The sequence below is a fragment of the Planosporangium spinosum genome, from assembly GCF_049999945.1.
In the GTDB taxonomy this organism is placed as follows: domain Bacteria; phylum Actinomycetota; class Actinomycetes; order Mycobacteriales; family Micromonosporaceae; genus Planosporangium; species Planosporangium spinosum.
Genome location: NZ_JBLYUB010000012.1, coordinates 181,377 through 205,258 on the forward strand (window position 1 = coordinate 181,377; position 23,882 = coordinate 205,258).

Sequence of the window (23,882 nt, forward strand, 5' to 3'; positions counted from 1 at the left end):
GATGCTGCCGTCCGCGACCGCGCTCTCCACCCAACAGCTCGCCGAGTTCCTGGCGGCGGTCTCGGCCGTACCCGACGCCCGATCGGCCATGCGGGTCGCGGCCGAGCGCGCGGCCCGGGCACTCGAGGCCGAGGTCTCGGCCCTGCTCCGGGACGGGGCCGCGGACGACGCCGTGGTCAGCTCCGTCGGCTTCCCCATCGGCCGGGTGCCGGTGCGCCAGTTGACCGAGGTCGCCGCCGGGCGCCGCTGGCTGATCGACGTGCCCGGCGCCGGCCTGTGCCACACCGCCGTGACCCCGCTGCGCGGCCGTACCGCCGGGCACCTGGTCGTCGCCCGGTCCGGCGCCGACGGGTTCACCGTCGACGAGGTGAGCCTGCTGCGGGGCATCGCCCGGGTGCTCGACCTGACCGTCGAGAACCTGCACCGCACCGAAGCCGAGCGCCAGCAGGCCGCGGAGAACGAACGGTTGCTGTCCTCGCTGCGCGAGCGCAACCGGCTGCTGGAGCAGCTGTCGAGGATCCAGCGCTCGATCAGCCGCCGGGAGGCGCTGGCCGACACCCTGGACGCGATCACCGCCGGCGCGAAGGAGCTGTTCGCCGACGACGAGGTGGTCGGGCTGCGCATGCGCGACCCGGACGACCCGCAGATGTTGCTCCTGGTCTCGCAGACCGGCGTACCCGAGCACCTGGCCAAGGAGCTGTGGCGGGCGAGCGTCCACGACGCGGGCGCACCCGGCCAGGCGGTGCTGCGGGACGAGCTGGTGGTGTTCCCGCGGTACGCGACCTCGCCCCACAACATCCCGGAACTGGCCGACTCGGTGCAGGCCGCGATGGCCGCGCCGGTCCACGACGCCGGCGAGGTGGCCGGCGCCCTGGTCGTCGCCTCGTTCCGGCCCCGCGTCTACACCACCGGTGACCAGGAGATGCTGCAGGTCTTCGCCGAGCACGTCAGCCTCGCGGTCACCGACCACCACACCCGGCAGAAGATGCACGAGGCGTACCACGACTCGCTCACCGGGCTGGCGAGCCGGGCGCTGTTCATGGAGCGGCTGGAGCAGAGCCTGGCCCGGGCGTCCCGGCAGCGGACCCGGCTCGCGGTGCTCTTCGTCGACCTCGACCGGTTCAAGATGGTCAACGACTCCCTCGGCCACGCCGCCGGCGACACGCTGCTCATCGGCGTGGCCGAGCGGCTGCGCTCCTGCCTGCGCCGCGACGACGCGGCGGCACGCTTCGGCGGCGACGAGTTCGCCGTCGTCCTGCCCGAACTGGACGACCCCGGCCAGGCGGTCGGCACAGCCGAGCGCATCAACGCGGTGCTCCGGCAACCGTTCACGATCCAGGGCACGGAGGTCTTCGTCAACGCCAGTGTCGGCATCGCGTACAACGGCGACGACGTGGCCAGCGCCGAGGAGCTGATGCGCCACGCCGACCTCGCGATGTACCGGTCGAAGAAGAACGGCGCCGGCCAGCACGAGATCTACCGGCACGACATGCAGGCCGCCCTGGTCCGCACGCTGGACCTGGAGGCCCAGCTACGCCGGGCGGTCGAGCGGGACGACTTCGTGCTGCACTACCAGCCGATCGTGGAACTGGCCAGCGGCCGGATCACCGGGGTGGAGGCGCTGGTGCGCTGGCGGCACCGGCAGCACGGGGTGATCGCTCCGGCCACGTTCGTGCCGCTCGCCGAGGAGACCGGTCTGATCGTGCCGATCGGCCGGTGGGTGCTCGGCGAAGCGTGCCGGCAGGCCGGTGCCTGGAACGCCGGACGGGCCGGGCAGCCGCTGACCGTCAGTGTCAACCTGTCCGCACGCCAGGTCCAGCAGCCGGACCTGCCCGGCGTGGTCGGGCGGACCCTGCTGGAGACCGGTCTGGACCCGTCCTGCCTGGTCCTGGAGATCACCGAGTCGCTGCTGCTGCTCGACACCGAGGCGATCACCCGGCGCCTGCACCAGCTCAAGGAGCTGGGGCTGCGGCTGGCCCTCGACGACTTCGGTACCGGGTACTCGTCCCTGGCCTACCTGCGCAAGTTCCCGATCGACATCATCAAAATCGACAAGTCGTTCATCGACGAGATCACCCGGGGCCCGGACGACTCCGCCCTGGCCCTGGCGATCGTCCAGCTCGGACAGCAGCTCCGGCTGAGCACCGTCGCGGAGGGGATCGAGGCCGTCGGGCAACTGGCCGAACTGCGCGCCGCGGGCTGCCCGCTCGGCCAGGGGTACTTCTTCTCCGCGCCGCTCGCCGCCGAGGACGTCGACACCCTGCTGGCCGCCGGGGCGGCCGTCCCGGACCTGCTCGTCCACCCCTAGTGCGGTGGCCACCAGGCGATCTCGTCGGCCGGCGGCGGCACCCCGAAGCTGAGCCGGGGCAGGTGGCGGTGGACCGCCTGAGCCAGCGGTCGCGAATGCACGGTGGCCTCGGTCAGTCCGGCCCGCTCGGTGATCAGCCAGTCACGGGCGTCGTGCCGGTCGGCCAGCGCAGTTGTCACGACGCCCGGGCCCGGGGGCGACGCGACAATCCGGGCGCAGCCCGGAGCCAGCAAGGTCAGCGCCGCCTGCGCGGTGTGCAGGTAGTGATCGAGCAGGCGGTTGCGAGCGGCGCGGCGGTCCTCCGGGTCGTCCTGGTCTGCGGTCAGCTCGGCGGCGTACGCGCGAAGCAGGTCGTGCATCGTGTAGCGGCCCGGGAACGGCTCGTCCATCAGGCGGGTACGGACCAGCGCGGACAGCAGCGCCCCGACGCCGGCGCGTGGCGCACCGGTCAGGCTGGCCGCCGCCTCGGTCGAGACCTCACCCCACGGGATCAGGGCGAGCAGGCGGAAGAGGCGGGCCGCGGGCGGATCGAGGATTGCGTACGACCAGGACAAGGCCGCCCGTACGTCGGTCTGGGGGTCTCCCGCGGCGAGCACGTCGAGCGGATGGCGGCGCAACCGCCCGGCCAGCGCCGTCAGTGGCGTGCCCCGGTCGGTGGCGGCTCGGGCCGCGATCACCGCCAGCGCCAGCGGTAAGCGGGCACACCCTGCGACGATGTCGTCGAACGCGGCCGCCTGGCCGTTGCTCAGCCGGGCGGCCAGCAGCTCGCTCGCCTCGGCGGCGGTGGGCCGACCCAGCACCAGCGGCTCGGCGCCGTGCCCGGCGACCAGTCCGGTGAGCGGGTCGCGACTGGTCACCACGGCCAGGCAGGACGGCCCGGTGGGCAGCAGCGGCCGGACCTGCTCGGCGTCGCGGGCATTGTCCAGCACGACGAGCATCCGCCGCCCGTCCGTGCGGCTGCGGTAGAGCGCGACCCGCGCCTCGGTGCCGGCCGGGATCCGGTCGAGTGGCTCGCCGAGCGCGCTGAGGAATGCGCGAACCACCTCACCGGGGTCGGCCGGTGTTCCGGACGGATGGAAGCCGCGCAGGTCGGCATGCAACTGGCCGTCCGGGAACCGGTGCCGGACGCGGTGCGCCCAGTGCAGCGCCAGCGCGCTCTTGCCCACACCCGCCGTGCCGCTGAGCACGATGCTCAGCCCGGTGCCCGCTCGGCGCGCAGCGTCGAGCAGGTCATCGAGGTGAGCCAGCTCGGGGCGACGGCCGGTGAAGCGGAGCGGCGCGGCGGGCAGGCCGGCCGGGCCCTGTGGTCCCGTGCCGGCCCGGGTCGTGGCGACCGGGACGGGCGTGTCGGTGCCGGGCCGTCGTCGGAGCATCCGCCGCTGCGCCTCGACCAGTTCAGCCCCCGGGTCCACGCCCAGCTCGTCACGCAGCCGGCGACGTACCCGTTCGAAGGTCGCCAGGGCCTCGGCCTGCAGGCCGGACGCGGTGAGCGCGGTCACCATGCGGGCATGCAGCGGCTCGTGCAGGGGCTGGGCGGCAGTGAGGGTCCGCAGCATCGGCAGCACCCGGCTGGACTGGCCGGCCGCCTCGGCCACGTCGGCGTACCGCAGGGCGGCCTGCACCCGTTCCTCGATCAGCTCGGTGACCAATGGCTGCCCACGCAGCTCGGGCACGTCGGCCAGCGGCTCGCCGCGCCACATGCGCAGCGCGGAATCCAGCAGGTCGAGCGCCTCGGGCGGGCGGGCGGCGTGCCGGGCACGGCGTACCGCCCGGCGGAATTCGGCCAGGTCGAGCTGGTCGTCGGCGAGTTCGAGGCGGTAGCCGGCCGGGCCCCGGTGCAGCACGCCGTCGTGGCCGGGCCCGATCATCGCGCGCAGCCGCGACAGGTGTGTCTGCACCGCGCTGACCGGCGACTTCGGCGGGTCGGCAGGCCAGAGCATCTCGGTCAGATCACCGATCGGTACGGTGACGTTGGCGCTCAACGCGAGCCGGGCGATCACCGCCCGGGCCTTGGCCGACAGCCGGGTCTCGACCACGCCACGCCGCACGATCAGCGGGCCGAGCAGGAAGACCCGCAGCGTGCCGGCCCGATGGCCGGGGGCCGGCGGGCCGGCCGGCGCCGCCGCCTCGGCTGCCCAGGCCCGTAGCTGGGTCGCGGTCGGGCCGGTCGCCCCGACCGCGTCGATCAGGATGCCCACCGAGCGTGGTTGCGGCCGGCGGCTGCGGCCCTGTTCCAGGTCGCGGATCGCCGCCACGGTGAGCCCGCTGCGCTCGGCCAGTTCGAGCTGTGTCAGCCCGGCGGTCAGCCGCGAACGTCGCAGCAGCGCGCCGAATCCGTCCGATGTCATGGCCCCCGCCCATCGGCCGTCATTGATATGACGGCAGCCTACCCGGTACGGGCGGAGTACGGGTGGCGCTCTGACGGCATACGGACAGCGCCCCGCGTCATCCTCGTCTCGTCGGCGCCGCGCCGGGCGCCGTCACACATGGGGAGATGATGGATATGGCCCGACTCGACACCCGTCTCCGCCGGGTATTCGCCTATCTGGCCATCCTGGTGCTGGCCGGAGTGCTCGCCCCGATGGTGGCCGAGCAGCCCGCGCTGGCCCAGTGCTTCGCCTGCGACGGGGTCGACCCGAACACCAACGGGTGCACCGGTACGCAGACCATCTACGAGTTCACGTCGAACCACACCGGTGTCCGGGTCGAGCTGCGCTACTCGTCCGCCTGCGGCGGGGCGTGGACCCGGCTGACCCAGCCGGGCAACGCGCGCTACGGCACGGACATCTTCCTGCAGTCCAAGGACGGCTATCTCTACACGCATCACCTCGCCAGCGGCTCTCAGGAATGGACCCTGATGATGCCGTGGACCCGCACGCTGCGGTCCTGTTACGGCTGGGGCTTCAACGGCGGCAGTTGGAACAACTACACGGAATTCTCCTGCACGCCTTGGTGGTGACCCAGGCGGTCCTCAGCACACCGACCGGCACCACGACCACGAGGAGAACAGCCGCAATGAGCGTCACGATTCTGCCCCGCTCGGTCTGGGCCCAGTACGTGGGACCGGACAAGTACCAGAAGGCGGCCGCCCCGCCGGCGCCGAGCAACGATCCGAACTGGAACCCCGAGGCCGGGGTGTTCATCCACCACCGCGGGCCGTACAACCCGTTGGCGACCAACTACGCGAGCGAAACCGAGTGCCTGCTCGACATCGCCCAGGTCTTCGACGAGCACACCCAGGGCGACGAGTTCAACGGGGACATCGCCTACAACTTCCTGATCTGCCCGCACGGCAACATCTACCAGGGCCGGGGGTACGAGCGGGGCGAGGCGAACTACGGCAAGGGCGCGCCGATCGACGGGTACGGCCGCAACGCCGGCTTCTACTCGATCTGCGCCCTGATGCGGTCGAACCACACCGCCACCGAGGCGTTGCTGCGCGCATACCGCAACCTCATCGACCACCTGCGCAACGAGGCGCCCCGGCGCACCGGCAACCGGATCTTCCCGCACTCGTACGGCTACGACACCGAGTGCCCGGGCAACCTGACGATGTACGCCCAGCCCGGCTCCACGATCGACCCGTCCGCGCCCTGGACCGGCTTGGCCGACATCTACATCTTCGCCGCCCAGCGGTGGGTCAACGCGGCGTACGCCGGCGTCGCACCCGGCTACATCACGTGCCCCGAGAACGGGCGTACCGGTTGGTCCACGGTGTATTCGCTGACCCAGGGCCTGCAGCACGAGCTCGGCATCTCGCCGACCGTGCAGAACTTCGGGTCGGGCACGTTCGACGCGGTCAAGAAGCGCGGCCGCCTGCCCAACGTCGAGTTCAACGCCAACCTGATCCGGATCTACAACGGCGCCCTGTGGTGCAAGGGCTACTGGACCTCGACCAACCAGGCGATCTGGAGTGACGACTCGCAGTCCGCGCTGGAACGGGTGTACAGGGACGCCGGACTGTCCTATTCGACCATGTCGCTGAGCATGTGGCCGCACATCTGCAAGGGTCTGCTGCGGATGGACCAGTTCCGGCTCATCCCGCAGGGCGACATCAACATCCAGCGGGTCCAGCAGCGACTCAACGCGCGGTACGTGGCCGGCATCGGCATCCCGGCGATGAGCCTGGTGCCCTGCGACGGCATCTACACCCGTGACGTACAGCAGGGCTTCATGATGGCCCTGCAATACGAGCTGGGCCTGGCGCTCAACTCGATCAACGGCAACTTCGGGCCGAACACCCAGGCCGGGCTCAGGGGCAAGGGCTCCGGCACGCTCACCGGCGATCTGCGTTACCTGTTCCGGGCCGCGTGCTACTTCAACTCGCCGACCATGAACGGCAATGCGCCGCTCATGTACAACCCGGACGACATCGGGACCGACGCCGACACCACCACGCACCTGCAATGGCTGCGCGCCTTCCAGACGTTCTCGCAGCTTCCGGTGACCGTCACCAACGACTACGCCACCTGGGCGCAACTGCTGATCTCGACCGGCGACTCGGAACGGCCGGCCACCGGCTGCGACTGCATCACCGAGATCACCGCGGCCCGGGGCCAGGCGCTGAAGGCTGCGGGCTATCAGATCGTCGGCCGCTACCTGGACGAGGATGTGAAGCCGGGCGAGCCGGGATATCTCGCCAAGGCGTTGAGGACGACCGAGCCGCAGACCATCCTGAACGCCGGGCTGCGGTTCTTCCCGATCTTCCAGTACTACGGCCGGGCGCTGTCCAACTTCACCTACGCCAAAGGCCTGTCCCACGCCCAGATCGCGCACGACAAGGCGGTCGGGTACCGCATCCCGGCCGGCACGTGCATCTACTTCGCGGTCGACTACGACGCGCTGAACGTGGACATCGACAGCAACATCAAGCCGTACTTCGAGGGCGTCCGGGACGGCCTCGCGCAGAAGGGCGGACGGTACGCGTACGGGGTCTACGGCTCCCGCAACGTGTGCAGCCGGGTCTCCCACGAGGTCGGCGCGAAGTGGTCGATGGTCTCCGGCATGTCCTGGGGGTTCTCCGGCAACCTCGGCTTCCCGCTGCCGGAGAACTGGGCGCTCAACCAGATCAAGGAGTTCGATTTCCAGACCGGCTGGGGGCTCGACAACGACGTGTGGCGCACCGGTGGCGACCCCGGCGTGTCCAGCCTGTCCAGCTAGTCCGGCCCGAGGAATGAGGAATTGAGATGATCAGCAGGCGCAGTTTCCTCGGGACCGCGGCCGGCGCGGGGGCGCTCATCCTGACGCCGGGCGTCCCCGCGTTCGCCGCGGACACCGGCAAGTGGACCAAGGACCGGTCGGCGAACGGCTGGACGATCGAGCCCGGCGCGGTGAGCATGTACCGGATCGAGGGGTCGAAGGCCTCGGTCGCGCTGCGGCAGGGACTGGCGGCGACCGTGTTGTTGCACGTCGCCCGTCGCTGGCACTACGAGATCGCCCCGCTCGGCACCGGTGAGGGCACCGTCGCCGGGCACACCAACGACCGCACGGTACGGGCGGACTTCGAATCCAACTACCTGTCCGGCACGGCGATCGCGCTGTACCCGAACGCCTACCCGGTGGGCGGCAGCGAGAAGCTGACGTCGTACCAGGAGGTGATCGTGCGTGACATCCTGGCCGACTGCGACGGCACGGTGGTGTGGGGCGGCGACCTCGACCCGGCCACATGCGCGCACTTCCACCTGATGGCCAAACCGGCGGACAAGGCCTTGAGCCGGGTGGCCGACCGGCTCGATCCGAGCAAACCACCCGAGCGGCGCTCGCAGGTCGCCGGCATGGTGGCCGACCCGGCCAGTCCGGCGCGGCGGGCGCTGGCCCGGCGCGTTCCGCGGCCGCGCTGACCACCGACGTGGCCCGGCCCACCGAGATAGCGGGCCGGGCCACGGCCGAAAGCCAGCGCTCCGGATCGGGTCGGCGCAGCCGACGCACATCGGCAGGCCGCCGACCTCGTCACGCCAGCGAAGCGAGCCGGGCCCGCAGCGGCTGGGCGCCGCGTGGAGCGCGCCGTGACCTACCATCGGCCGGTGACGGAAACCACAACACCGACCCGACGCCGGTTCGCCTGGCTGACCCCGTCGCGGGTCGCGCTGGCCTCGACGCTCGTGGTCGCACTGCTGCTGTTGCTGCCGATACGCACGTTCGCGGCGGGCGACCACGAGAAGGAGTCGTGCGGCAATGCCCTGCGGCTGAATCTCGACCCGTGGCTCGGCGGCGACCCGGCCGACGGTTACTGGGAAAAGGCGTGGCGCGCGTGCACCGCCCAGCGCGTCGACCGCCTGGCCGAATCGGCCGCCGTCATGACGCTGACCATCCTGGCCGTCACCGTCATGACGACCCGCCGCCGGCGTTCGAGCGGCTCGCGATGAACCCGTCGCCTAGCGTCCTGTGCCTGACATCCGTCCACGGTGTCGGGCGACGGAGTCGAGGATCTCGTCGGCGGTTCTGCTCCACCCGAACGGTTTCGGCTCCCGGTTCCGGTCTTTGATCCAGGCGCCGATGTCGGCTTCGAATACTGGACGGACTGGCGCACGCCGGGGCGGTGGTGCGCCGCCAGGGACTCGAACCCCGAACCCGCGGATTAAGAGCCTGATCTTGACTGACTCTTTGGTACCAACCGCTCCCCGCCGGTCCAACCGGTGCACGTGGTTCGCCGATCACCTGCCGCACGGGTCCACGTCGTCCCGGCAACGGTCGGCGTGTCCATGGCGCCCGAGCACCCACCGAGCACCCGACATGGCGACCATTGGCCGCCCGCGCACCAGCGCCGGCCGAGCGTCATGCCGACGTAGGCGACGGGCGGCGCGCGGACTGCGGACCTCGTTGACGGTCAGTGCGATCAGGTCGGTGGGCTGGTGGTGATCGGCGGTGTCCGCGGGCGTCGGCGGCACGTCCGGGTGGTCAGCGGTGGCGGGCGGCCCTACACCGTTGCTCGGCATCGGTCAGTGCTGGCCGACTGTAGTCGATGTTCGAGGGGTTGAGATTCACACCGGGAGGGACGATCTCGTCGATACGGTCGAGAGTCTCGTCGTCGAGCCGGACCTCGGCGGCGGCGAGCTGGTCGGTGAGGTGGTCGATCATACGAGGCCCGAGGATCACCGACGTGACAGCCGGATGGGTCGCCGCGAACGCGAGCGCCAGGTGCGTCAGGGAGGTTCCCGCCTCCTTCGCCACGGTCAGCAGTCGTTCGACAGCATCGAGTTTGCGTCGATTGCCGGGCAGGTCAAGGTCGAACTTGTGGGCAATCATCCTTCGGAACTCGGTCAGTTCGATCTGCTCGCCGCGGCGAAACCGCCCGGTCAGCCAACCGCTGTTGAGCGGACTCCCGGTCAGCACACCGAGCCTGTATTTCTTCGCGGTGGGGAGCACGTCAGCTTCGATGCCGCGCACGAACATCGAGTACGGAGGCTGCTCTGTGTGGAAGGGAATGTGGTTGCGCTGGTCGGCGGCCCACTGAGCCTCGACGATCTGCTCGGCGGGGAAGTCTGACGATCCGATGGCCATGATCTTCCCGGCGCGCACCAGGTCGGACAGCACCGAGAGCGTCTCGTCGATGTCAGTAGCCGGGTCGGGGCGATGCACAGGGCTCCTGCAAGGTAGCGATATGACCGATTCGCTGGGCGTAGGGTAGTCACGCCGGTTCTGGTCGCGTACATAGGCGAGCGCGGCCTTTCGATGATCATTCAGGTGTCTACGCTGGATGATCGAAGGACCGCGCTCGTGGTGTCATCATCGCTCATCGGTCGGCTGGCCGCAGCCACGCAGGACGTGTCTGTCGGGGCGCGGCAGGAGCCCGGCCTGCTCGGCGTCTTCGCGCAGGTGCCCGACCCCCGCGACCCGCGCGGGGTGATCCACCCGTTGCCGAGCCTGCTCGCGATCGCGGCGGCGGCCGTGCTGGCCGGCGCCCGGTCGGTGATGGCGAACGGCGAGTGGGTCGCTGACGCGCCGGACCCGACGTTGGCCCGGTTGGGTGTGGTGCGGGACCCGTTGACCGGGGCCTACCGGGTCCCGGACACCGCCACGATTGGGCGGGTTCTGGCCGACCTGGACGCCGACGCCTTCGACACCGCGGTCGGCCAGTGGCTGTCCGCCCTCGAACCCGTCGGCGTGGCCGTCCCGCCACGACGGCGGGCCTATGCCATCGACGGCAAGACCCTGCGCGGCAGCGGGCCGGCCGGCGGGCAACGGCACCTGCTGGCGGCGGTGGACCACCACAGCGGCGTGGTCTGCGCACAGGTCGATGTCGAGGGCAAGACCAACGAAATTCACCCGGTTCACGCCGCTGCTGGCCGGCCTGGACCTGACCGGGGCCGTGGTCACCGCCGACGCGTTGCACACCCAACGCGACCACACCCGTTGGCTGGTCGACGACCGCCACGCCGGCTACCTGTCACGGTGAAGAAGAACCAGCCCGGCCTGTACCGGCAGCTCAAACAGCTGCCTGGTCGAAGATCCCGATCTCCGATGAGGTCCACGATCGCGGGCACGGCCGCTACGCCATCCGCCGCCTGCAAGTCGTCACCGTGCTCGGCGCGTTGCGACTGGATTTCCCCCACGCCGTGCAGGCCATCCGCGTGCGTCGTCGCATGAACCTGGCCACCGGCCGATGGTCGACCGTCACCGTCTACGCCGTCACCAATCTCACCGCAGACCAGGCCGACCCCGCGCAGTTGGCCGACTGGCTGCGCGGGCACTGGATCATCGAAGCGCTGCACCACGTCCGCGACGTCACCTTCGCGGAGGACGCCTCTCAGGTTCATTCCGGCAACGCTCCCCGCACCATGGCCAGCCTGCGCAACGTCGCCATCAGCCTGCTGCGCCTAGCCGGCAGAACCAACATCGCCCAAGCCCTACGCCACAACGCCCGAAACCCGAACCGTCCCCTCCAACTCCTCGGATTCACCTGAAAGGGTCATTTCCCTACCTTGCATGGGCCCTGGCCAATAATCCGATCGAGGCCGATCACAGCCAGCTCAAACACAGGTTGAGACCGATGCGTGGGCTGCGAACGGACAACACGGCACAAGTGATCATCGTCGGGCACGCCTTCATGCAGAATCTTCGCCGCGGTCATTACGAACTCGCCGTCGATGTCCCGCGGGCTACGCGGGTGGCTGCGGCATTCGCGGAGCTCGCCCAGGCGATCTGACCTTGCACCTGGCAAGGATTCAACACGTCCGTCGATCCGGCAACGCAACAGCACCGGCGACAACGACCAGCGCTCCCGCCGGCCCGAGTGCCGGATGGGATGTGGGAACCGCAATCGCGGCGTCTCCGTTCAACGTCGCGAAGCACTTCTCGCGCGGGACGGAAACCTCGTACCCGAAGTCGTTCTGCAGGTTCGGGTTGTTCGGATCCGCGGCCGGCGGGTTGATCACCCACGGCCGCCGCCCACACCCGGCCGCACTCCGAGTGTAAATTTACCGACATCAATATCAGTATCGCCGTCGACGTGCCGTACGTTCCGTCACAGCCGAGTGTTCCCCGCTCGCCGCGTCCCGAGGAGGTACGGTGCGCAAGCTTCTCACCGCGGTACTGGCGTGCCTGTGCGCAGTCGGCTCGACCGCCGCCGGCGCGACGAGCGCCCTGGCGACCGGGTCCGGATGCACCGGGACCGTCCAGATCACCTCGCTGACGTTCAACCCGCCGACCGTCTCACCCGGACAGACCTCCACCGCGACATTGACCGTCCAGAACTGCACGAACCAGCCGCAGCAGCTCACCGGGACGCCGGTCGCCACGTGGGTCAGCGCCACCGGCACCGGCATACCCGCCGGCTGCCCGGTGATCGACCCACTCCCCCTGCAGGTGTCCCTCGCCGCCGGCGGCAGCTACACCACCAGCATCGGGTACTCGGTCTTCTCCGGGTGCACCGCGATTGGGCTGCACCTGACGGTGACCTTCTACGGCAACGGCACCGCGCTCGCGTCGCACAGCGCCGACCTGACGATCGGCGCGGGTGGCTCGTGCGCGGTCGACTACCGGAACTCGAGTGAGTGGCCGACCGGGTTCGTAGCCCAGGTGACCATGGCGAACACCGGTGCCGTCGCCGTCAACGGATGGTCCCTCGCCTTCTCGTACCCTGGGGACCAGCAGATCGTCTCGTCGTGGGGTGGCACCGCCCGGCAGAGCGGGGCTGCGGTGACGGTGGGCAATCTGCCGTACAACGCCTCGATCCCGGCGGGCGGCAGTGTCACCTTCGGCATCCAGGGCACGTGGCGGGCCAGCGACCAGCCGCCAACCAGCTTCACCCTGAACGGCCAGGCCTGCCGGGCACGTCAACCGACCAGCGCCTCTTGACCACGGCGGCGGGCTCGGTCGTCGACGCGCCGACGGTGACGACGGTGATCGCCTGGCCTTCGCACCTCCACTCGGCCGCCGTCGCCGCCCTCGTCCGGACCGCGACGAGGCTCTAGCCGAACCGCAACTCTCACCGACCCGGCGGCGGAGGCGGGTCATCCGTCGGCCAGGCGCTGGATGGCGTCGCGCAACCTGTTCGCTGCGGGGCCGCGTCGCGCTTCCAATTCGCTGCGGGGGCCGAGTTCGGAACGCAGCACCCGGCGGCGGGTGGACACGCCGAGCACGAAGGCGTCGATCGCCTGGGCGCGGCGGCGAGCTTCCGCGTCGCTCAGGCCGCTCGCGCGCAGGTATCGGTGCAGTGGCCGCAGGGAGTTGCCTCGAGGAACGAGGCCAGGGCCTCCGCGGCTTCGGGACGTTCCCCGGACGCTCGTTGCAGCACGAGCAGCGGGTCGTCGCCGACCGCGCCGAACCAGCGGTCGACGATGCTGGCGGTGAAGTGGGCGCCGAGCACGGATCACCACCGGAACACAACGCGATCGCGCCGCTGCGCTCGCACAGGTCATGTGATGCAGTCCGGCCCGGTACAGGCTGGTACCGGGCCGTTCCACCGTCAAGCGTCTACACCGTCACGCGCGTGATCATTTGACGAGTTGCTCGTGTCGCCGGCTCGGGTTGGCTTGTTCGTGCTGCGGCGTGCTGCCGGCGATGCGCAGGCCGAGCTTTCCGCGGGTGGCGGCGAGCAGGACCAGGGCCGCGGCAGAGGATGCGATCAGCACCACGTGGGTGCTGTCCCGGTTCGTCAGGTGCGGGAACATCTCCGGCCAGACCAGCGAGAAGACACTGTTGACGCTCGCGTGCAGAATCATGGCCATCGGCAGGCTCTCGTTGGTGCGATTGAAGACCCAGGTCATCGTCAGGCTGATCGGCACACATGCGACGACGAACTCGATCGGCTGCCACCAGGTAACGTTCGGCCAACCGCCCCAGTGGGTGAGGTACAGCGGAAGGTGCCATACGCCCCACAGCACACCGAGGACCACCGTGCCGCCGGTGGCGCCGCGCCGGCGCTGCAGACGCGGCAGGGCAAAGTCGCGCCAGCCGGGTTCCTCGGCGACAGCGGTGGTGATGAACTGTGCGACCAGCATCGGCAGGTAGCCGATCAGGATGGCGATGCTCGGCATCCGGACGCCTTCCAGGGCGCCCGGCAGGGCGCACGTGGCGAGCAGGACGGTCGCCGGGACGGCGGTCAGGATTCCTACGTACCAGCGCCAGTTGACCCGCCAGCGCACGAGCCGGCCGGCCCAGTGGCGCAGCCCGGCTCGGCCGTCCGCCACGGCGGTCACGATGAACGCCGCGGTGACCGGGCCGACGTACGCACCCGGGAGGACGCCGAGGACCTGGTCGGTGCCAAGCAACTCGGGGAAGCGCAGGTCTATGAGTGCGAGGCCGTTCTTCGACAGGATGTAGGGCATCCATGCCAGCCAACTGAGTCCGTTGGCGAGGACGAAGAACGCGACGAGGGTGTGGCGGCGGATGAAGCCGCGGATACCGGTCGGACTCGGAGTCTGAACCGGGGTCGGATGAATGCTCAACGGAACCTCCCAGTGGGTGAAAGGTGTTCTGACGAAAGGGAATCAGCAGCGGTCCGAGTCGCTTTCGACGCTGAACAGCTCATCAGTCCACGGCGTCGCGGACACTCCCACAGCCACCCCAACCCCGGTACAGCAGGCGCTACCGTTCGACGGCGCGGTCTGGCACACGCCGACCACACACCCTTCGATGACGAAGAGCTGTGGCCGGGACTGGTCGACACCGTGCCAGAAGCGTTCGCCGCTTGCGTGAACGAGGCCAGCGACGAGGGCTTGTGATGAGCGACTCGGGGTTGGCGGCGCCGCCGTGACTGGCGAGGGTGGGCACCACCGGGGATTGACCACCGTGACTGGCGAGGGTGGGGCGCCACAGGGGATTGGCCGCTATGACGTCGGCTGCCGACCGCCTGGGCCTCCGCGGCGCCTCAAATCGTGCGCGTTCGGAGGTCCGCGGTGAAGCTGCGTTACGCCATGAACCCCACCAAAGCCCGGCGACGGTTGAGCCGATCGGTACGGCGCCCTTCACCGTGGTGCACGCGCATCCTTCTCGCCTCCACGTTCTGGTCGCAATCGGCGCGTGGCAGCTGGTTCGAGAGGCGTCCGCCGGATCCGGGGACGGTTGCGGCGTCGTCGTTCACGCACGTGTCGCCGGGGCGGGCGGCGCCGGCCGGACCGATCCATCCGGTGACCGCCCGCTTGTTCGGAGTCGATCCGTGCGCCGACGCGTTAGCGCAGGCCCATGCACGAGCCGGGACACCGACCCGAAGAGTTCTTGCTGAGACATGGTCGCGGCGCCCGCACCGGTTACCGTTCGTTACGCAACGTAACCCTCAACGGTGAGCGCGCCCGCTGGGTTCGGTCGCTCGGTACTCGTCCACGCCATCACCGTCATTGATCCGATGAGAATCGGCACGGAACCTGCGAGGTACTCCCACCCGGCCGGGGGTGTCTCGGCAACAATGGCCACGCCCCACGAGAATCCGCCAAGACGACCGCTCGCTCGCTGAGATTCCGACGACCGCTGAGCTCGAATCATCGGTCAATTGCGGTACTGACCCGGGTCACGACGCGAGCGCAAACGGGGCCGGCGTGTTGCCGGCCCCGTTGCCTCTCTGCTGAGCTACTCCTTCACGCCGATGTTCTCGATAGGCGGGATGCGCAGCAGGCGACCGGTCGGCGCCACCGTTGTCACGAGCGCGAGCAGCGTCGTTCCGCCGATCACCGCTACCAAGCCCAGCGGGGGGACGTACGGCACCGGGTGGCCCGTCAGCGTGTTCACCGCCGCGGTCAGCGTCGCGGTCGCGATCGCTCCGCCGATGGCCAGCGCGGTGCCGAGCAGGCCGACCTGCTCGGCGTGGACCATGCGCTTGACCTGCCGGCGGGTGACGCCAACGAGGCGGAGCAGGGACAGCTCCCGGCTGCGGGCCAGGGCCGCCATGACCATAGTGTTGGCCGCGGCCAGGGCGGCGTAACCGACCATCACCGCGACAAGTAGCTTGTTCAGCCAGGCGCTGATCGCCAGATCCTTGGCCAGCTGCCCGGTAAGTTCGTCGGCGCGGACGACCGCGCTGGTGGGGTACCGGGCGGAAAGGTTTTTCAGGGCGTCATCGATGTCTGCGCCGGGCGCGGTGCGGATCAGTATCTGGTCGTCGAGGTTCGTCGCGGTGTGGCCGGCGACGGTCTCGCGGGTCAGGGTGATGTCGCCGAAGCCGAGGCCGCGCTCGTAGATCGCGGCGACCTGCAGCCTGGCCGGAGTGCCGTCGCCGAGCCAGAGGTTGACCTGGTCGCCGACCTTCCAGCCCTGGGACGAGGCGCGCATGCTCGACACCGCGATGCGGCCGCCGTGCAGGTCGGCCAGGCTTCCCTGGATGATCCGCAGGTCCATGGTTGCAGCGGCACCGTCCGGATCGACCGCCTGCGCCGGGACCACCTCGGCCTCGTCGAGCATCCTGACCACGACCGAGGTGTGGCGTACGCCGGTCACGGCCTGTACCCCGGGAATCTTCCCCGCTTCCGCGATCACGGTGTCCGGCAGGCCGGCCGGCCCGACCAGCGCGCGCTGGGCCAGCATGCCGTCGCGGCTCTGGGTGACCGTCTGGCGTTGCAGGTTGCTCTGCAGGAACCACACCGAGCCACCGAAGCCGACGGACAGCACCAGCGCGGTGAGCACCGTGACCATGCCCTTGGCGTTGGCTCGCAGGTTGGCGGAGGCGAGGTATCCGCTGGCACCCCAGACCGCGCGGAGCACCGGGGCGAGCAGCCGTGCCGCGAACCGGTTGATCGACGGGCCGAGCAGGGCGACCGCGATGACGAGGAGGTACAGCATGCCGATGGCCCCAGCGAGGGCGGCCTGGCCGCTGCCGGCGACGGTGAACGCGCTGGACGAAACGGCACCCACGAGCATCACCATGCCGGCGACGAACCGGATCTTGCCGGTGCGGGTGGACTCGACGGCGACCTCGCCGAGGGCTTCGGTGGGACGGATGCTGGTGACCCGCCGCGCCGCGATCAGGGACGAGAGCACCGCCACGAGCACCGCGCTCAGCGCGGCCGCCGGTACCGAGACGAAGCCCGTGACGATCGGGAAGCCGACTGGGATGAATCCCCTGTCGACCAGCTCGCCGTGTATCCACCGGGTCGCGAGCAGGCCGGCCGGGACGCCGAGGGCGGCGGCGGCGAGGCTCACGAGGGCCGCCTCCGTCATGATCATCCGGCGTACCTGGCCAGGGGTCGCCGCGATCGCGCGCAGCAGCGCGAGGTCCCGGCGGCGGTACCGGACGGACAGGCCGACGGTGCCGGCGACGACGCACACGACCAGCATGGCGACGTACCCGCCGAAGACCCCGCCGAGCTGGATCAGCAGGGCCCGCGCCGCGAGGGCTTCGGGGTGATCGAGCAGTCCGCGGTCGGTACCGGCGTAGGTCGTTGCCCCGGCGGCATCGGCGAGCCGGCCCACGGCGGTGTTCAGCGCAGCACGGGCGGTCCGGTCCAGGCGGGGCGCCGCGATGACGCCGACGGCGTCCACCCGGCCCGGGTGCGTGCTGAGCGCCGCGACCTGGCGATCGGTGAAGAACACCGACGGCGGGTCGGCGCTGCGGCTCGACTCCGCAAGCCCCGTCACGTTGTATCGGCGCGGGACGCCTCCGACGAGGATTTCGGCGCGCTGGCCGGGTCGAAGTGCGTCGGGTGAGGCTGACGCAAGGCGGGCATCGATGGCGATCTCGTCGTCCGCGGTCGGCGGGTTGCCGGCCACGATCCGGTACGGCGTGAGGGCGGCGCTGCTCCAGCCGTGGCCGACGGCCGGCCCGGCGCCGGAAGCCAGCGGCACGACCGCGACCGAGTCGTCGGCGACGACGGAGGCCACGCCGGGCACCTGGCGGATCTGGTCGACGAGACCAGCGGGGACGGTGCCGCCCTCGGGCAACGACAAGGTGGTCGTGACGGTATCGCCGCCGATGTCCTTGGCGGTGACCGTGAGGTCCCGGTTGGCAACGACCAGATCCGCGGCGGCGTACCGCTGCGGCTCGGGCCGGTAGCGCAGGCCCGACTCGACCAGGACGCCCATCGTCATGAGGACCATGACGCCGACGGCGAGCGCGACCAGGGTGGCGACCGCGCCGCCCAGGCGGTGGCGCAGCATCTGTGCGGCGAACGTCAGCATGGTTCAGCCCTCTCGTGCGACGCGCTGACGACGACCGAGCGACGCGAGATGTTCGGCGATGCGTTCGGCTCCCGGCTGGGGCGTGTCGTGCACGATCCGGCCGTCGGCGAGCACCATCACGCGGTCGGCGTACGAGGCGGCCACCGGGTCGTGGGTCACCATGACGACCGTCTGCCCGTGCTCGTCGACGACCGATCGCAGCAGGCTCAGCACCTCCGCCGCCGTCTGCGTGTCGAGGGCGCCGGTCGGCTCGTCGGAGAAGATGACGTCGGGGCGCATGGCCAACGCCCGGGCGATGGCGACCCGCTGCTGCTGGCCGCCGGAGAGCTCCGAAGGGCGGTGCCGCAGGCGCGCGGTGAGGCCGACACGGTCGACCACCCGAGCCAGCCACTGCCGATCCGGATGCATCCCCGACAGGCGCAGCGGCAGCACGATGTTCTCCTCGACGGTGAGCGCGCCGACGAGGTTGAACGCCTGGAAGACGAAGCCGATCTTTGTGCGGCGCAGCTTGGTCAGGTTGGTCTCCGACATCCGGGAAAGCTCGGTGCCGCCGATCCACACCCGGCCGGAGGTCGGACGGTCCAACCCTGCGGCGGTGTGCAGCAGCGTGCTCTTGCCGGAACCGGACGGCCCCATCACGGCGGTGAAGCTGCCCTGGTGAAACGTGGCGTCGACGCCGGCCAGCGCCGTGACCGGCTGCCGCTCGGTGCCGTATATGCGGGTGAGTTGCTCGACGCGGACGGCCGCCGGAGCCTGCATGAAGCGCACTGTCGCAAGCCCGTCGCCGTGCTGACCGGTGTAGACGTTCACCACTTTGCCTTCCGTATTTTCGCAGCTGACGAGTACACGGAGAACGCTATGGCGATCGATGACCGCGATCGATGAAGCCTACGGGCGAGTGCCGGTACAGCAGGCGCTACCGTCGCTGGGTGTCGTCCAGGTAGCGCAGCACCGCGGTGACCCGGCGGTCGGCCCGGTCGGTCGGGGCCAGGTCGAGCTTGGCGAAAATGCTGCGGATGTGCTTGTGCACGGCGCCGTCGGTGATGAACAGCCGCTCCGAGATGGCGGTGTTGCCGAGCCCCTCGGCCATCAGCGCGAGCACTTCGCGTTCGCGCGGGCTCAGCCGTTCCAGGGCGCTGTTCGGCCGGCTGCGGGACAGCAACTGGCCGACGACCTCGGGGTCGATGGCGGTGCCGCCGTCCGCGACGCGATGCAGCGCGCCGAGGAACTCTTCGACCCGGCCGACGCGCTCCTTCAACAGGTACCCCAGCCGCACCGCGCCGCCGGCGAGCAGCTCGGTCGCGAATGCCTGCTCCACGTACGCGGAAAGCACGAGCACCGCAAGGCCGGGACGGCGGCGCCTGGCCTCGACGGCGGCGACAATACCCTCGTCGGTGTGCGTCGGCGGCATCCGGACGTCGACGATGGCGACGTCCGGCTCGTATTCGTCCACTGCGGCGAGGAAGGCGGCCGGCGAGTCGGCGGTGGCCACCACATCGAGCGACTCGGCGCGCAGCAGCAGTGCCAGGCCCTCGCGCAGCAAGGGGTCATCTTCGGCGATCACGATCCGCATGGCAACTCCACCTGCATCGTCGTAGGACCGCCCGGCGGACTGGTCATGACGAGGCGACCGTCGTACGCCTCGACCCGCCGGCGGATGCCGGTGAGCCCGGAGCCTTGCCCTTCGCCGGCGCCGCCGCGGCCGTCGTCGTCGACCCGCAGCAGCAGCCGATCTCGGTCCCGACGCACCGTGACGGCGGCGCTGCGCGCGCCACTGTGCTTGGCGACGTTCGTGAGGGCCTCGGCCACGACGAAGTAGGCGGTCGCCTCCACGGACGCGGCGCACCGGCCGGGCACGTCCACGTCGACCCGGCACGGTACCCCGCAGGCACCCGCAAGCCCGGTCAGCGCACCGGCGAGCCCGCGATCGGCCAGCACCGGCGGCAGGATGCTACGGGCGACCGTTCGCAGCTCGGCCAGTGCCTGCTCGGTCGCGTCCTGCGCCCGCTCGAGCATGGCCTCGGCGACGGCCGGGTCCCGGGCCAGCGCCCGGCGGGCGGCGCCGAGCATGACGTTGACGGCCACCAGCCGGTTCTGCGTGCCGTCGTGCAGCGACCGTTCGATCCGTCGTAGCTCGGCCGCGTGCGCGTCCAACGCCCCGGCGCGCGTGGCGGTCAGTTCCGCGATGCGCAGCGAAAGGTCGGCGTCGGCGGACGGCGCCAGCAGCCGGCGCCCGGGCCACGCCTGCATCCGCGCCAAGGCCGGCCCCAGCCCGACGACGACAGCGACCCAGCCCACACCAATCAGGCTGACGCCGAGCGCGTCGACCAGGCCGAGTACGGGCCAGAACACCAGGCCCGGGCCGCCGTTCTCGGCATTCACGAGCCAGAACCACAGCGGGAAGGTCAGGTCCTGCACGGCGTAGAGCGGCAATACGAGGCCGAGCAGCCCCATGACGAAGCCGAACGTGCCGTGCACGGCCACCCAGCCGAACTCGCGGCGAACGGCAGGATCGATCAGGGCCGCGCGCAGACCGGCCGGCAAGGGTTCGGCGCCGAGAATCTCCGGACCCCACCGCGACAGCCGCGCACGCTCCCGGTCGGCGACGGCCCGGACGATCCGCGGCACGGTGGGCGCAAGCACGAGACCAACGACCAGGACACAGGCGACGGCGACGACGATCGCCCAGGTCAGCGTGGCCAACGCCAGCAGGGCCGTGCCCAGGCCGCCGACGATATGCTCGAGGGCATCGACCGACGCGCGCATGCGGGCCAGTAGGTACCGCCGACCGGACGCCAGGTTCCCATCGACCGCCATATGCACCTCCCGGGTCTACATCCCGGGCAGAGACGATAGGTCATGGGTGCTTCCCTCGGCAGTACAGCCTGCTATACCCCGATCGGCTCGCTGGCTGGATCGTCTGCCGCGGCCTGCGTTCCTACCGTTGTGGACGACACCGAACCACAACAAGGGAGCAGGTCATGAGGGACCGGTACCGCATCTCGCAGGCGCTCGACACCACCGACGCCGGCAGCAGCCGGGGCGGTCTGCTGCGGCCCGCACTCTGGCTGGGTCTCATCGTGAGCGCCGCAGGCAACGCGGCCGCCTCGAGCGCCGACATCGGCCCGTACCCGGGAATCGCCTTTGGCCTGGTCACGCTCGCCTGCGCCGCTGCGCTCGTCGTGCACCACTATCGGCACCGGTGACGGCGCCCGGACGACGCAGGGCCTTTGCAAGGTAGGTATTTGACCGCTTTTGCTCTACGTCAGTAGGCCGAGGAGTCGCAGCGGGCGGTGGGGGTCCCTGGCGTTGTGGCGCAGTGCTCTGGCGATCGTGGTGGTGCCGGCCAGGCGGAGCACGCTGACCGCGGCGTTGCGGAGGGTGGCCATTGCTCGTGGGGCGTTGCCGGTACGGAGCTGGCTGGCGTCTTCGGCGAAGGTCACGTCACGGACGTGGTGGAGCACTTCGATGGTCCAGTGCCCGCGTAGCCAGTCGGCCAACTCGGCCGGTGTGGCCTGGTCGGCGGTGAAGTTGGTGACGGCGTAGACCGTGACGGTCGACCAGCGGCCGGTGGTCAGGTTCATGCGGCGTCGGCGCACCCGGACGGCCTGCACTGCGTACGGGAAATCCAGCCCGATCGACCGGGCGACGGTGACGACCTGCAGGCGACGGATGTCGTCGCGTCCGTGGCCGCGGGTGTGGACCTCGTCGTCGATCGGGACCTTGCCCCAGGGCAGGTGTTTGACCTGGTGGTACAGGGTCGGTTGGTTCTTCTTCACGACGAACACGTAGCCGGCGTTGCGCTGTTCGACCAGCCAGCGGGCGTGCTCGCGCTGGGTGTGTAACGCGTCGGCGGTCACGACCGCACCGGCGAGGTCCAGGTCGGCCAGCAGCGGCACGAACCTGGTGATTTCGTTGGTCTTGCCGTCGACCGCGGTCTGGGCGACCACCGCGCCGGTGTGGTGGTCGACCGCGGCCAGCAGGTGGACCTGCGACCCGGCCGGACCGGACCCGCGCAAGGTCTTGCCGTCCGTGGCGTAGGCGCGCCGGTGTGGTGGCTGGTCGGCGGGTGGGGTGTGCAGGCCCACCAGCCACTGGCTGACGGCGGTGTCGAACGCATCACCATCGAGGTCGGCCAGCACCCGACCGATCGTGGTGGCGTCCGGCACGCGGTGGAAACCGGTGAACGGGTCACGCACCACGCCCAACGCGGCGAGGACCGTGGCCGGCACGTCGGCGACCCACTCCCCGATCGCGGTAACCGAGCGGGCACCGGCCAGCACCGCGGCGACCGCGACCGCGAGCAGGCTCACCAACGGGTGGATCACGCCGCGCGGATCGCGCGGATCGGGCACCCGGGCCAAGTCCCGCAGCAGCGCCGGTACCTGCACGGAGTCGATCGACACGTCCTGGGTACGTGCGGTGAGGCGATCAATCAGCGATGATGCAACCACGAGCGCGGTCCCTGTCCTGATCATCCAGCGTAGACAACTGAGTGATCACCACGGGACCGCGCTCGCTCTGTGAACCCGCCACAACAGGCGCGGCCATCCCAGTCCTGGCGAACCGGTCAAATCCCTACCTTGCAAAGGCCCTGGGGCGATGCACCTGGTAGAGGTCGATGCGGTCGGTGCCCAGCCGCCGCAGGCTGTCTTCGACCGCCCGTGTGAGCCAGCGCCGTGAGTTACCCCGCCGGTTCGGGTCATCGTCCTTCGGGAACTGGACCGGGAAGTGGCCTTTGGTCGCGAGCACGACCTCATCACGGCGGCTGCGAATGGCTTTGCCGACGATCTGTTCGGCTTCGCCATTGGAGTACATGTCGGCCGTGTCGATGAGGTTGATCCCGGCATCCAACGCCGTATGGATCAACCGGGTCGCATCGTCGTGATCCTTGTTCCCCCACGCACCCAGATGCATGGTGCCCAGGGCGAACTTGCTGACGGAGATGCCGGTGCGTCCTAGAATCCGACGCTGCATCACTGCTCCCTGATGTCGCTGTCACCGCGGCCGGCGTATGCGGGTGCGTTCGGCGGAATGGTCAGCCCCGTTCGGTGAAGACATCGCCGGCCACGCGCAGTGCATTCACACTCCGCGGGTGCCCGGCGTACAAGGCCGCATGAAAGACCGTCTCAAGAATCTCGCCAGCCGAGACGCCGACGTTCGCGCACCCGGCAGATGCACCGCGAACTGTGGCTCGGCGGCTCCCAGCGCGGTTAGTACGGCCACGTTCAGCAGTTGCCGTTGCACCAGGCTCAACCCCGCACGGCCGTACACATCGGCGAAACCCCGCTCCGATCGTATAGCGGCCGAAACCAGGGTGAACCGCGTCAAACGATTCCCGGATCGCCGTCGCGGCCTCGGGTCCGTGGATGGTTTCAAGCAATTCCAGCCCACGGGCATAACGGTCTGTGACATCGGTGTCACCCCTGTTCTCGCTGCCGAACGGTGGTGCGGGCATCGACAGGGGCCCCGTCACAATCCAGGCCCTGCTCGATCAGATGCCGGTAGTGCTCGACCTTCTCGGCAAGTGCGGCCAGATCGCCCTGTAGTTCGGCCAGCCGAGCCACGATCCGTTCCCGGTGCGCGGCCTGCAGCGCGAGCCGCCGGCCGTGTGTGGCCGCGCCCCCGGTGACGAGTCGACTGAACTGCCGCATTTCGCTTGTCGGCATCCCGGTGCGCCGCAGTCGCACCAGCAACCGCAAGAATCCGACGTGACGCGGGCTGTAGCGGCGCCTCCGACTCGAGTCCCGTTCCACCTGGGGGAACAGTCCCTCGCGCTCGTACCAGCGCAGGGTGTCCGGACTCAGTCCGGTCGACTCGGCCACCTCGGAGATGCCCAGATAGCGTTCGTCCTCAGTCACCATCGCTGTCATGCCGAACACGTTAAGTGTTGGAGTGCACGGTTGCGTCCCATCGAGTGGTGTAGAAGCTGATCCACTTCGGCGTATCGCGGACGTGAAGGGGGTCATCGCGTGAGTCTCTGTGTGAACGACCAAGAACACCCAGAGGACGGAGTACGCGATGACCC

At 70.1% G+C, this 23,882-nt stretch carries 21 protein-coding genes, 2 pseudogenes and 1 riboswitch; of the genes and pseudogenes, 11 read left to right on the forward strand and 12 right to left on the reverse strand.

What is annotated here, in order from left to right; genetic code table 11:
* Position 1 precedes the first annotated feature (1 nt).
* On the forward strand, positions 2-2,308 hold the full coding sequence (locus tag ACNTMW_RS17995) for a putative bifunctional diguanylate cyclase/phosphodiesterase (protein WP_426634808.1): 2,307 nt from the start codon (positions 2-4) through the stop codon (positions 2,306-2,308).
* On the opposite strand, the gene ACNTMW_RS18000 is transcribed toward ACNTMW_RS17995, so the two are convergent.
* Positions 2,305-4,656, reverse strand: a complete 2,352-nt coding sequence (locus ACNTMW_RS18000) for a BTAD domain-containing putative transcriptional regulator (protein WP_426634809.1) — start codon at positions 4,654-4,656, stop codon at positions 2,305-2,307. The two genes, ACNTMW_RS17995 and ACNTMW_RS18000, sit on opposite strands and share 4 nt — an antisense overlap.
* Positions 4,657-4,811: 155 nt before the next feature.
* Between ACNTMW_RS18000 and ACNTMW_RS18005 the strand changes: the two genes are divergently transcribed.
* The 4 genes from ACNTMW_RS18005 to ACNTMW_RS18020 all read left to right on the forward strand — a co-directional run bounded on the left by ACNTMW_RS18005 (position 4,812) and on the right by ACNTMW_RS18020 (position 8,673).
* On the forward strand, positions 4,812-5,267 hold the full coding sequence (locus ACNTMW_RS18005; RefSeq protein WP_426634811.1) for a DUF2690 domain-containing protein: 456 nt from the start codon (positions 4,812-4,814) through the stop codon (positions 5,265-5,267).
* A 56-nt stretch (positions 5,268-5,323) separates the two neighbouring features.
* A complete protein-coding gene (locus ACNTMW_RS18010; protein ID WP_426634812.1) occupies positions 5,324-7,468 on the forward strand; it encodes a glycoside hydrolase domain-containing protein in 2,145 nt (714 codons plus the stop codon).
* A gap of 26 nt (positions 7,469-7,494) precedes the next feature.
* Positions 7,495-8,148, forward strand: a complete 654-nt coding sequence (locus ACNTMW_RS18015) for a hypothetical protein (RefSeq protein ID WP_426634813.1) — start codon at positions 7,495-7,497, stop codon at positions 8,146-8,148.
* A 183-nt stretch (positions 8,149-8,331) separates the two neighbouring features.
* Complete coding sequence (locus tag ACNTMW_RS18020; protein ID WP_426634814.1) at positions 8,332-8,673, forward strand: hypothetical protein; 342 nt, start codon at positions 8,332-8,334, stop codon at positions 8,671-8,673.
* 532 nt (positions 8,674-9,205) lie between these two features.
* Here ACNTMW_RS18020 and ACNTMW_RS18025 read toward each other — a convergent pair.
* Positions 9,206-9,886, reverse strand: coding sequence for an aldo/keto reductase (locus tag ACNTMW_RS18025; RefSeq protein ID WP_426634815.1), 681 nt, complete (start codon positions 9,884-9,886; stop codon positions 9,206-9,208).
* Between the two features lie 93 nt (positions 9,887-9,979).
* Between ACNTMW_RS18025 and ACNTMW_RS18030 the strand changes: the two are divergent.
* The 5 genes and pseudogenes from ACNTMW_RS18030 to ACNTMW_RS18050 all read left to right on the forward strand — a co-directional run.
* Positions 9,980-10,330, forward strand: a pseudogene (locus tag ACNTMW_RS18030) (transposase family protein); the annotation flags it as partial.
* A gap of 214 nt (positions 10,331-10,544) precedes the next feature.
* Entirely contained in the window at positions 10,545-10,703 is a 159-nt protein-coding gene (locus ACNTMW_RS18035) for a hypothetical protein (protein WP_426634833.1), read from the forward strand.
* 124 nt (positions 10,704-10,827) lie between these two features.
* Positions 10,828-11,211: a transposase gene (locus ACNTMW_RS18040; protein ID WP_426634834.1), complete on the forward strand. Its 384-nt coding sequence runs from the start codon at positions 10,828-10,830 to the stop codon at positions 11,209-11,211.
* Between the two features lie 29 nt (positions 11,212-11,240).
* The gene (locus ACNTMW_RS18045) at positions 11,241-11,453 is read left to right on the forward strand and encodes a DDE-type integrase/transposase/recombinase (protein WP_426634832.1); all 213 of its coding nucleotides are present in this window, start codon (positions 11,241-11,243) and stop codon (positions 11,451-11,453) included.
* Positions 11,454-11,815: 362 nt separating this feature from the next.
* Positions 11,816-12,604, forward strand: a complete 789-nt coding sequence (locus tag ACNTMW_RS18050; protein ID WP_426634816.1) for a cellulose binding domain-containing protein — start codon at positions 11,816-11,818, stop codon at positions 12,602-12,604.
* A 328-nt stretch (positions 12,605-12,932) separates the two neighbouring features.
* Here ACNTMW_RS18050 and ACNTMW_RS18055 read toward each other — a convergent pair whose 3' ends face one another.
* From ACNTMW_RS18055 to ACNTMW_RS18080, 6 genes are all read right to left on the reverse strand, one after another.
* On the reverse strand, positions 12,933-13,115 hold the full coding sequence (locus ACNTMW_RS18055; RefSeq protein WP_426634818.1) for a hypothetical protein: 183 nt from the start codon (positions 13,113-13,115) through the stop codon (positions 12,933-12,935).
* Between the two features lie 127 nt (positions 13,116-13,242).
* Complete coding sequence (locus tag ACNTMW_RS18060; protein WP_426634819.1) at positions 13,243-14,196, reverse strand: CPBP family intramembrane glutamic endopeptidase; 954 nt, start codon at positions 14,194-14,196, stop codon at positions 13,243-13,245.
* 333 nt (positions 14,197-14,529) lie between these two features.
* Positions 14,530-14,613: riboswitch (ZMP/ZTP riboswitch) on the forward strand.
* Between the two features lie 700 nt (positions 14,614-15,313).
* Positions 15,314-17,854 (reverse strand): FtsX-like permease family protein, encoded by a 2,541-nt coding sequence (locus tag ACNTMW_RS18065; protein ID WP_426634820.1) that lies wholly within the window; start codon positions 17,852-17,854, stop codon positions 15,314-15,316.
* A gap of 3 nt (positions 17,855-17,857) precedes the next feature.
* Positions 17,858-18,613: an ABC transporter ATP-binding protein gene (locus ACNTMW_RS18070; protein WP_426634821.1), complete on the reverse strand. Its 756-nt coding sequence runs from the start codon at positions 18,611-18,613 to the stop codon at positions 17,858-17,860.
* Positions 18,614-18,770: 157 nt separating this feature from the next.
* Positions 18,771-19,427: a response regulator gene (locus ACNTMW_RS18075; protein WP_426634822.1), complete on the reverse strand. Its 657-nt coding sequence runs from the start codon at positions 19,425-19,427 to the stop codon at positions 18,771-18,773.
* Positions 19,415-20,671, reverse strand: a complete 1,257-nt coding sequence (locus ACNTMW_RS18080) for a sensor histidine kinase (RefSeq protein ID WP_426634823.1) — start codon at positions 20,669-20,671, stop codon at positions 19,415-19,417. Before ACNTMW_RS18080 ends, ACNTMW_RS18075 begins: the two co-directional genes overlap by 13 nt.
* A gap of 164 nt (positions 20,672-20,835) precedes the next feature.
* Here ACNTMW_RS18080 and ACNTMW_RS18085 point away from each other — a divergent pair, with 164 nt between their 5' ends.
* On the forward strand, positions 20,836-21,060 hold the full coding sequence (locus ACNTMW_RS18085) for a hypothetical protein (protein ID WP_426634824.1): 225 nt from the start codon (positions 20,836-20,838) through the stop codon (positions 21,058-21,060).
* 54 nt (positions 21,061-21,114) lie between these two features.
* Here the strand turns inward: ACNTMW_RS18085 and ACNTMW_RS18090 are convergent, their stop codons facing one another.
* The 4 genes and pseudogenes from ACNTMW_RS18090 to ACNTMW_RS18105 form a co-directional block, all read right to left on the reverse strand.
* Positions 21,115-22,260 (reverse strand): ISAs1 family transposase, encoded by a 1,146-nt coding sequence (locus ACNTMW_RS18090; protein WP_426634826.1) that lies wholly within the window; start codon positions 22,258-22,260, stop codon positions 21,115-21,117.
* Between the two features lie 193 nt (positions 22,261-22,453).
* A pseudogene (locus tag ACNTMW_RS18095) lies at positions 22,454-22,831 on the reverse strand (aldo/keto reductase); the annotation flags it as partial.
* 61 nt (positions 22,832-22,892) lie between these two features.
* The gene (locus ACNTMW_RS18100) at positions 22,893-23,312 is read right to left on the reverse strand and encodes a carboxymuconolactone decarboxylase family protein (protein ID WP_426634827.1); all 420 of its coding nucleotides are present in this window, start codon (positions 23,310-23,312) and stop codon (positions 22,893-22,895) included.
* The gene (locus ACNTMW_RS18105; protein ID WP_426634828.1) at positions 23,275-23,727 is read right to left on the reverse strand and encodes a MerR family transcriptional regulator; all 453 of its coding nucleotides are present in this window, start codon (positions 23,725-23,727) and stop codon (positions 23,275-23,277) included. The genes ACNTMW_RS18100 and ACNTMW_RS18105 overlap by 38 nt, the downstream gene beginning before the upstream one ends.
* Positions 23,728-23,882 lie beyond the last annotated feature (155 nt).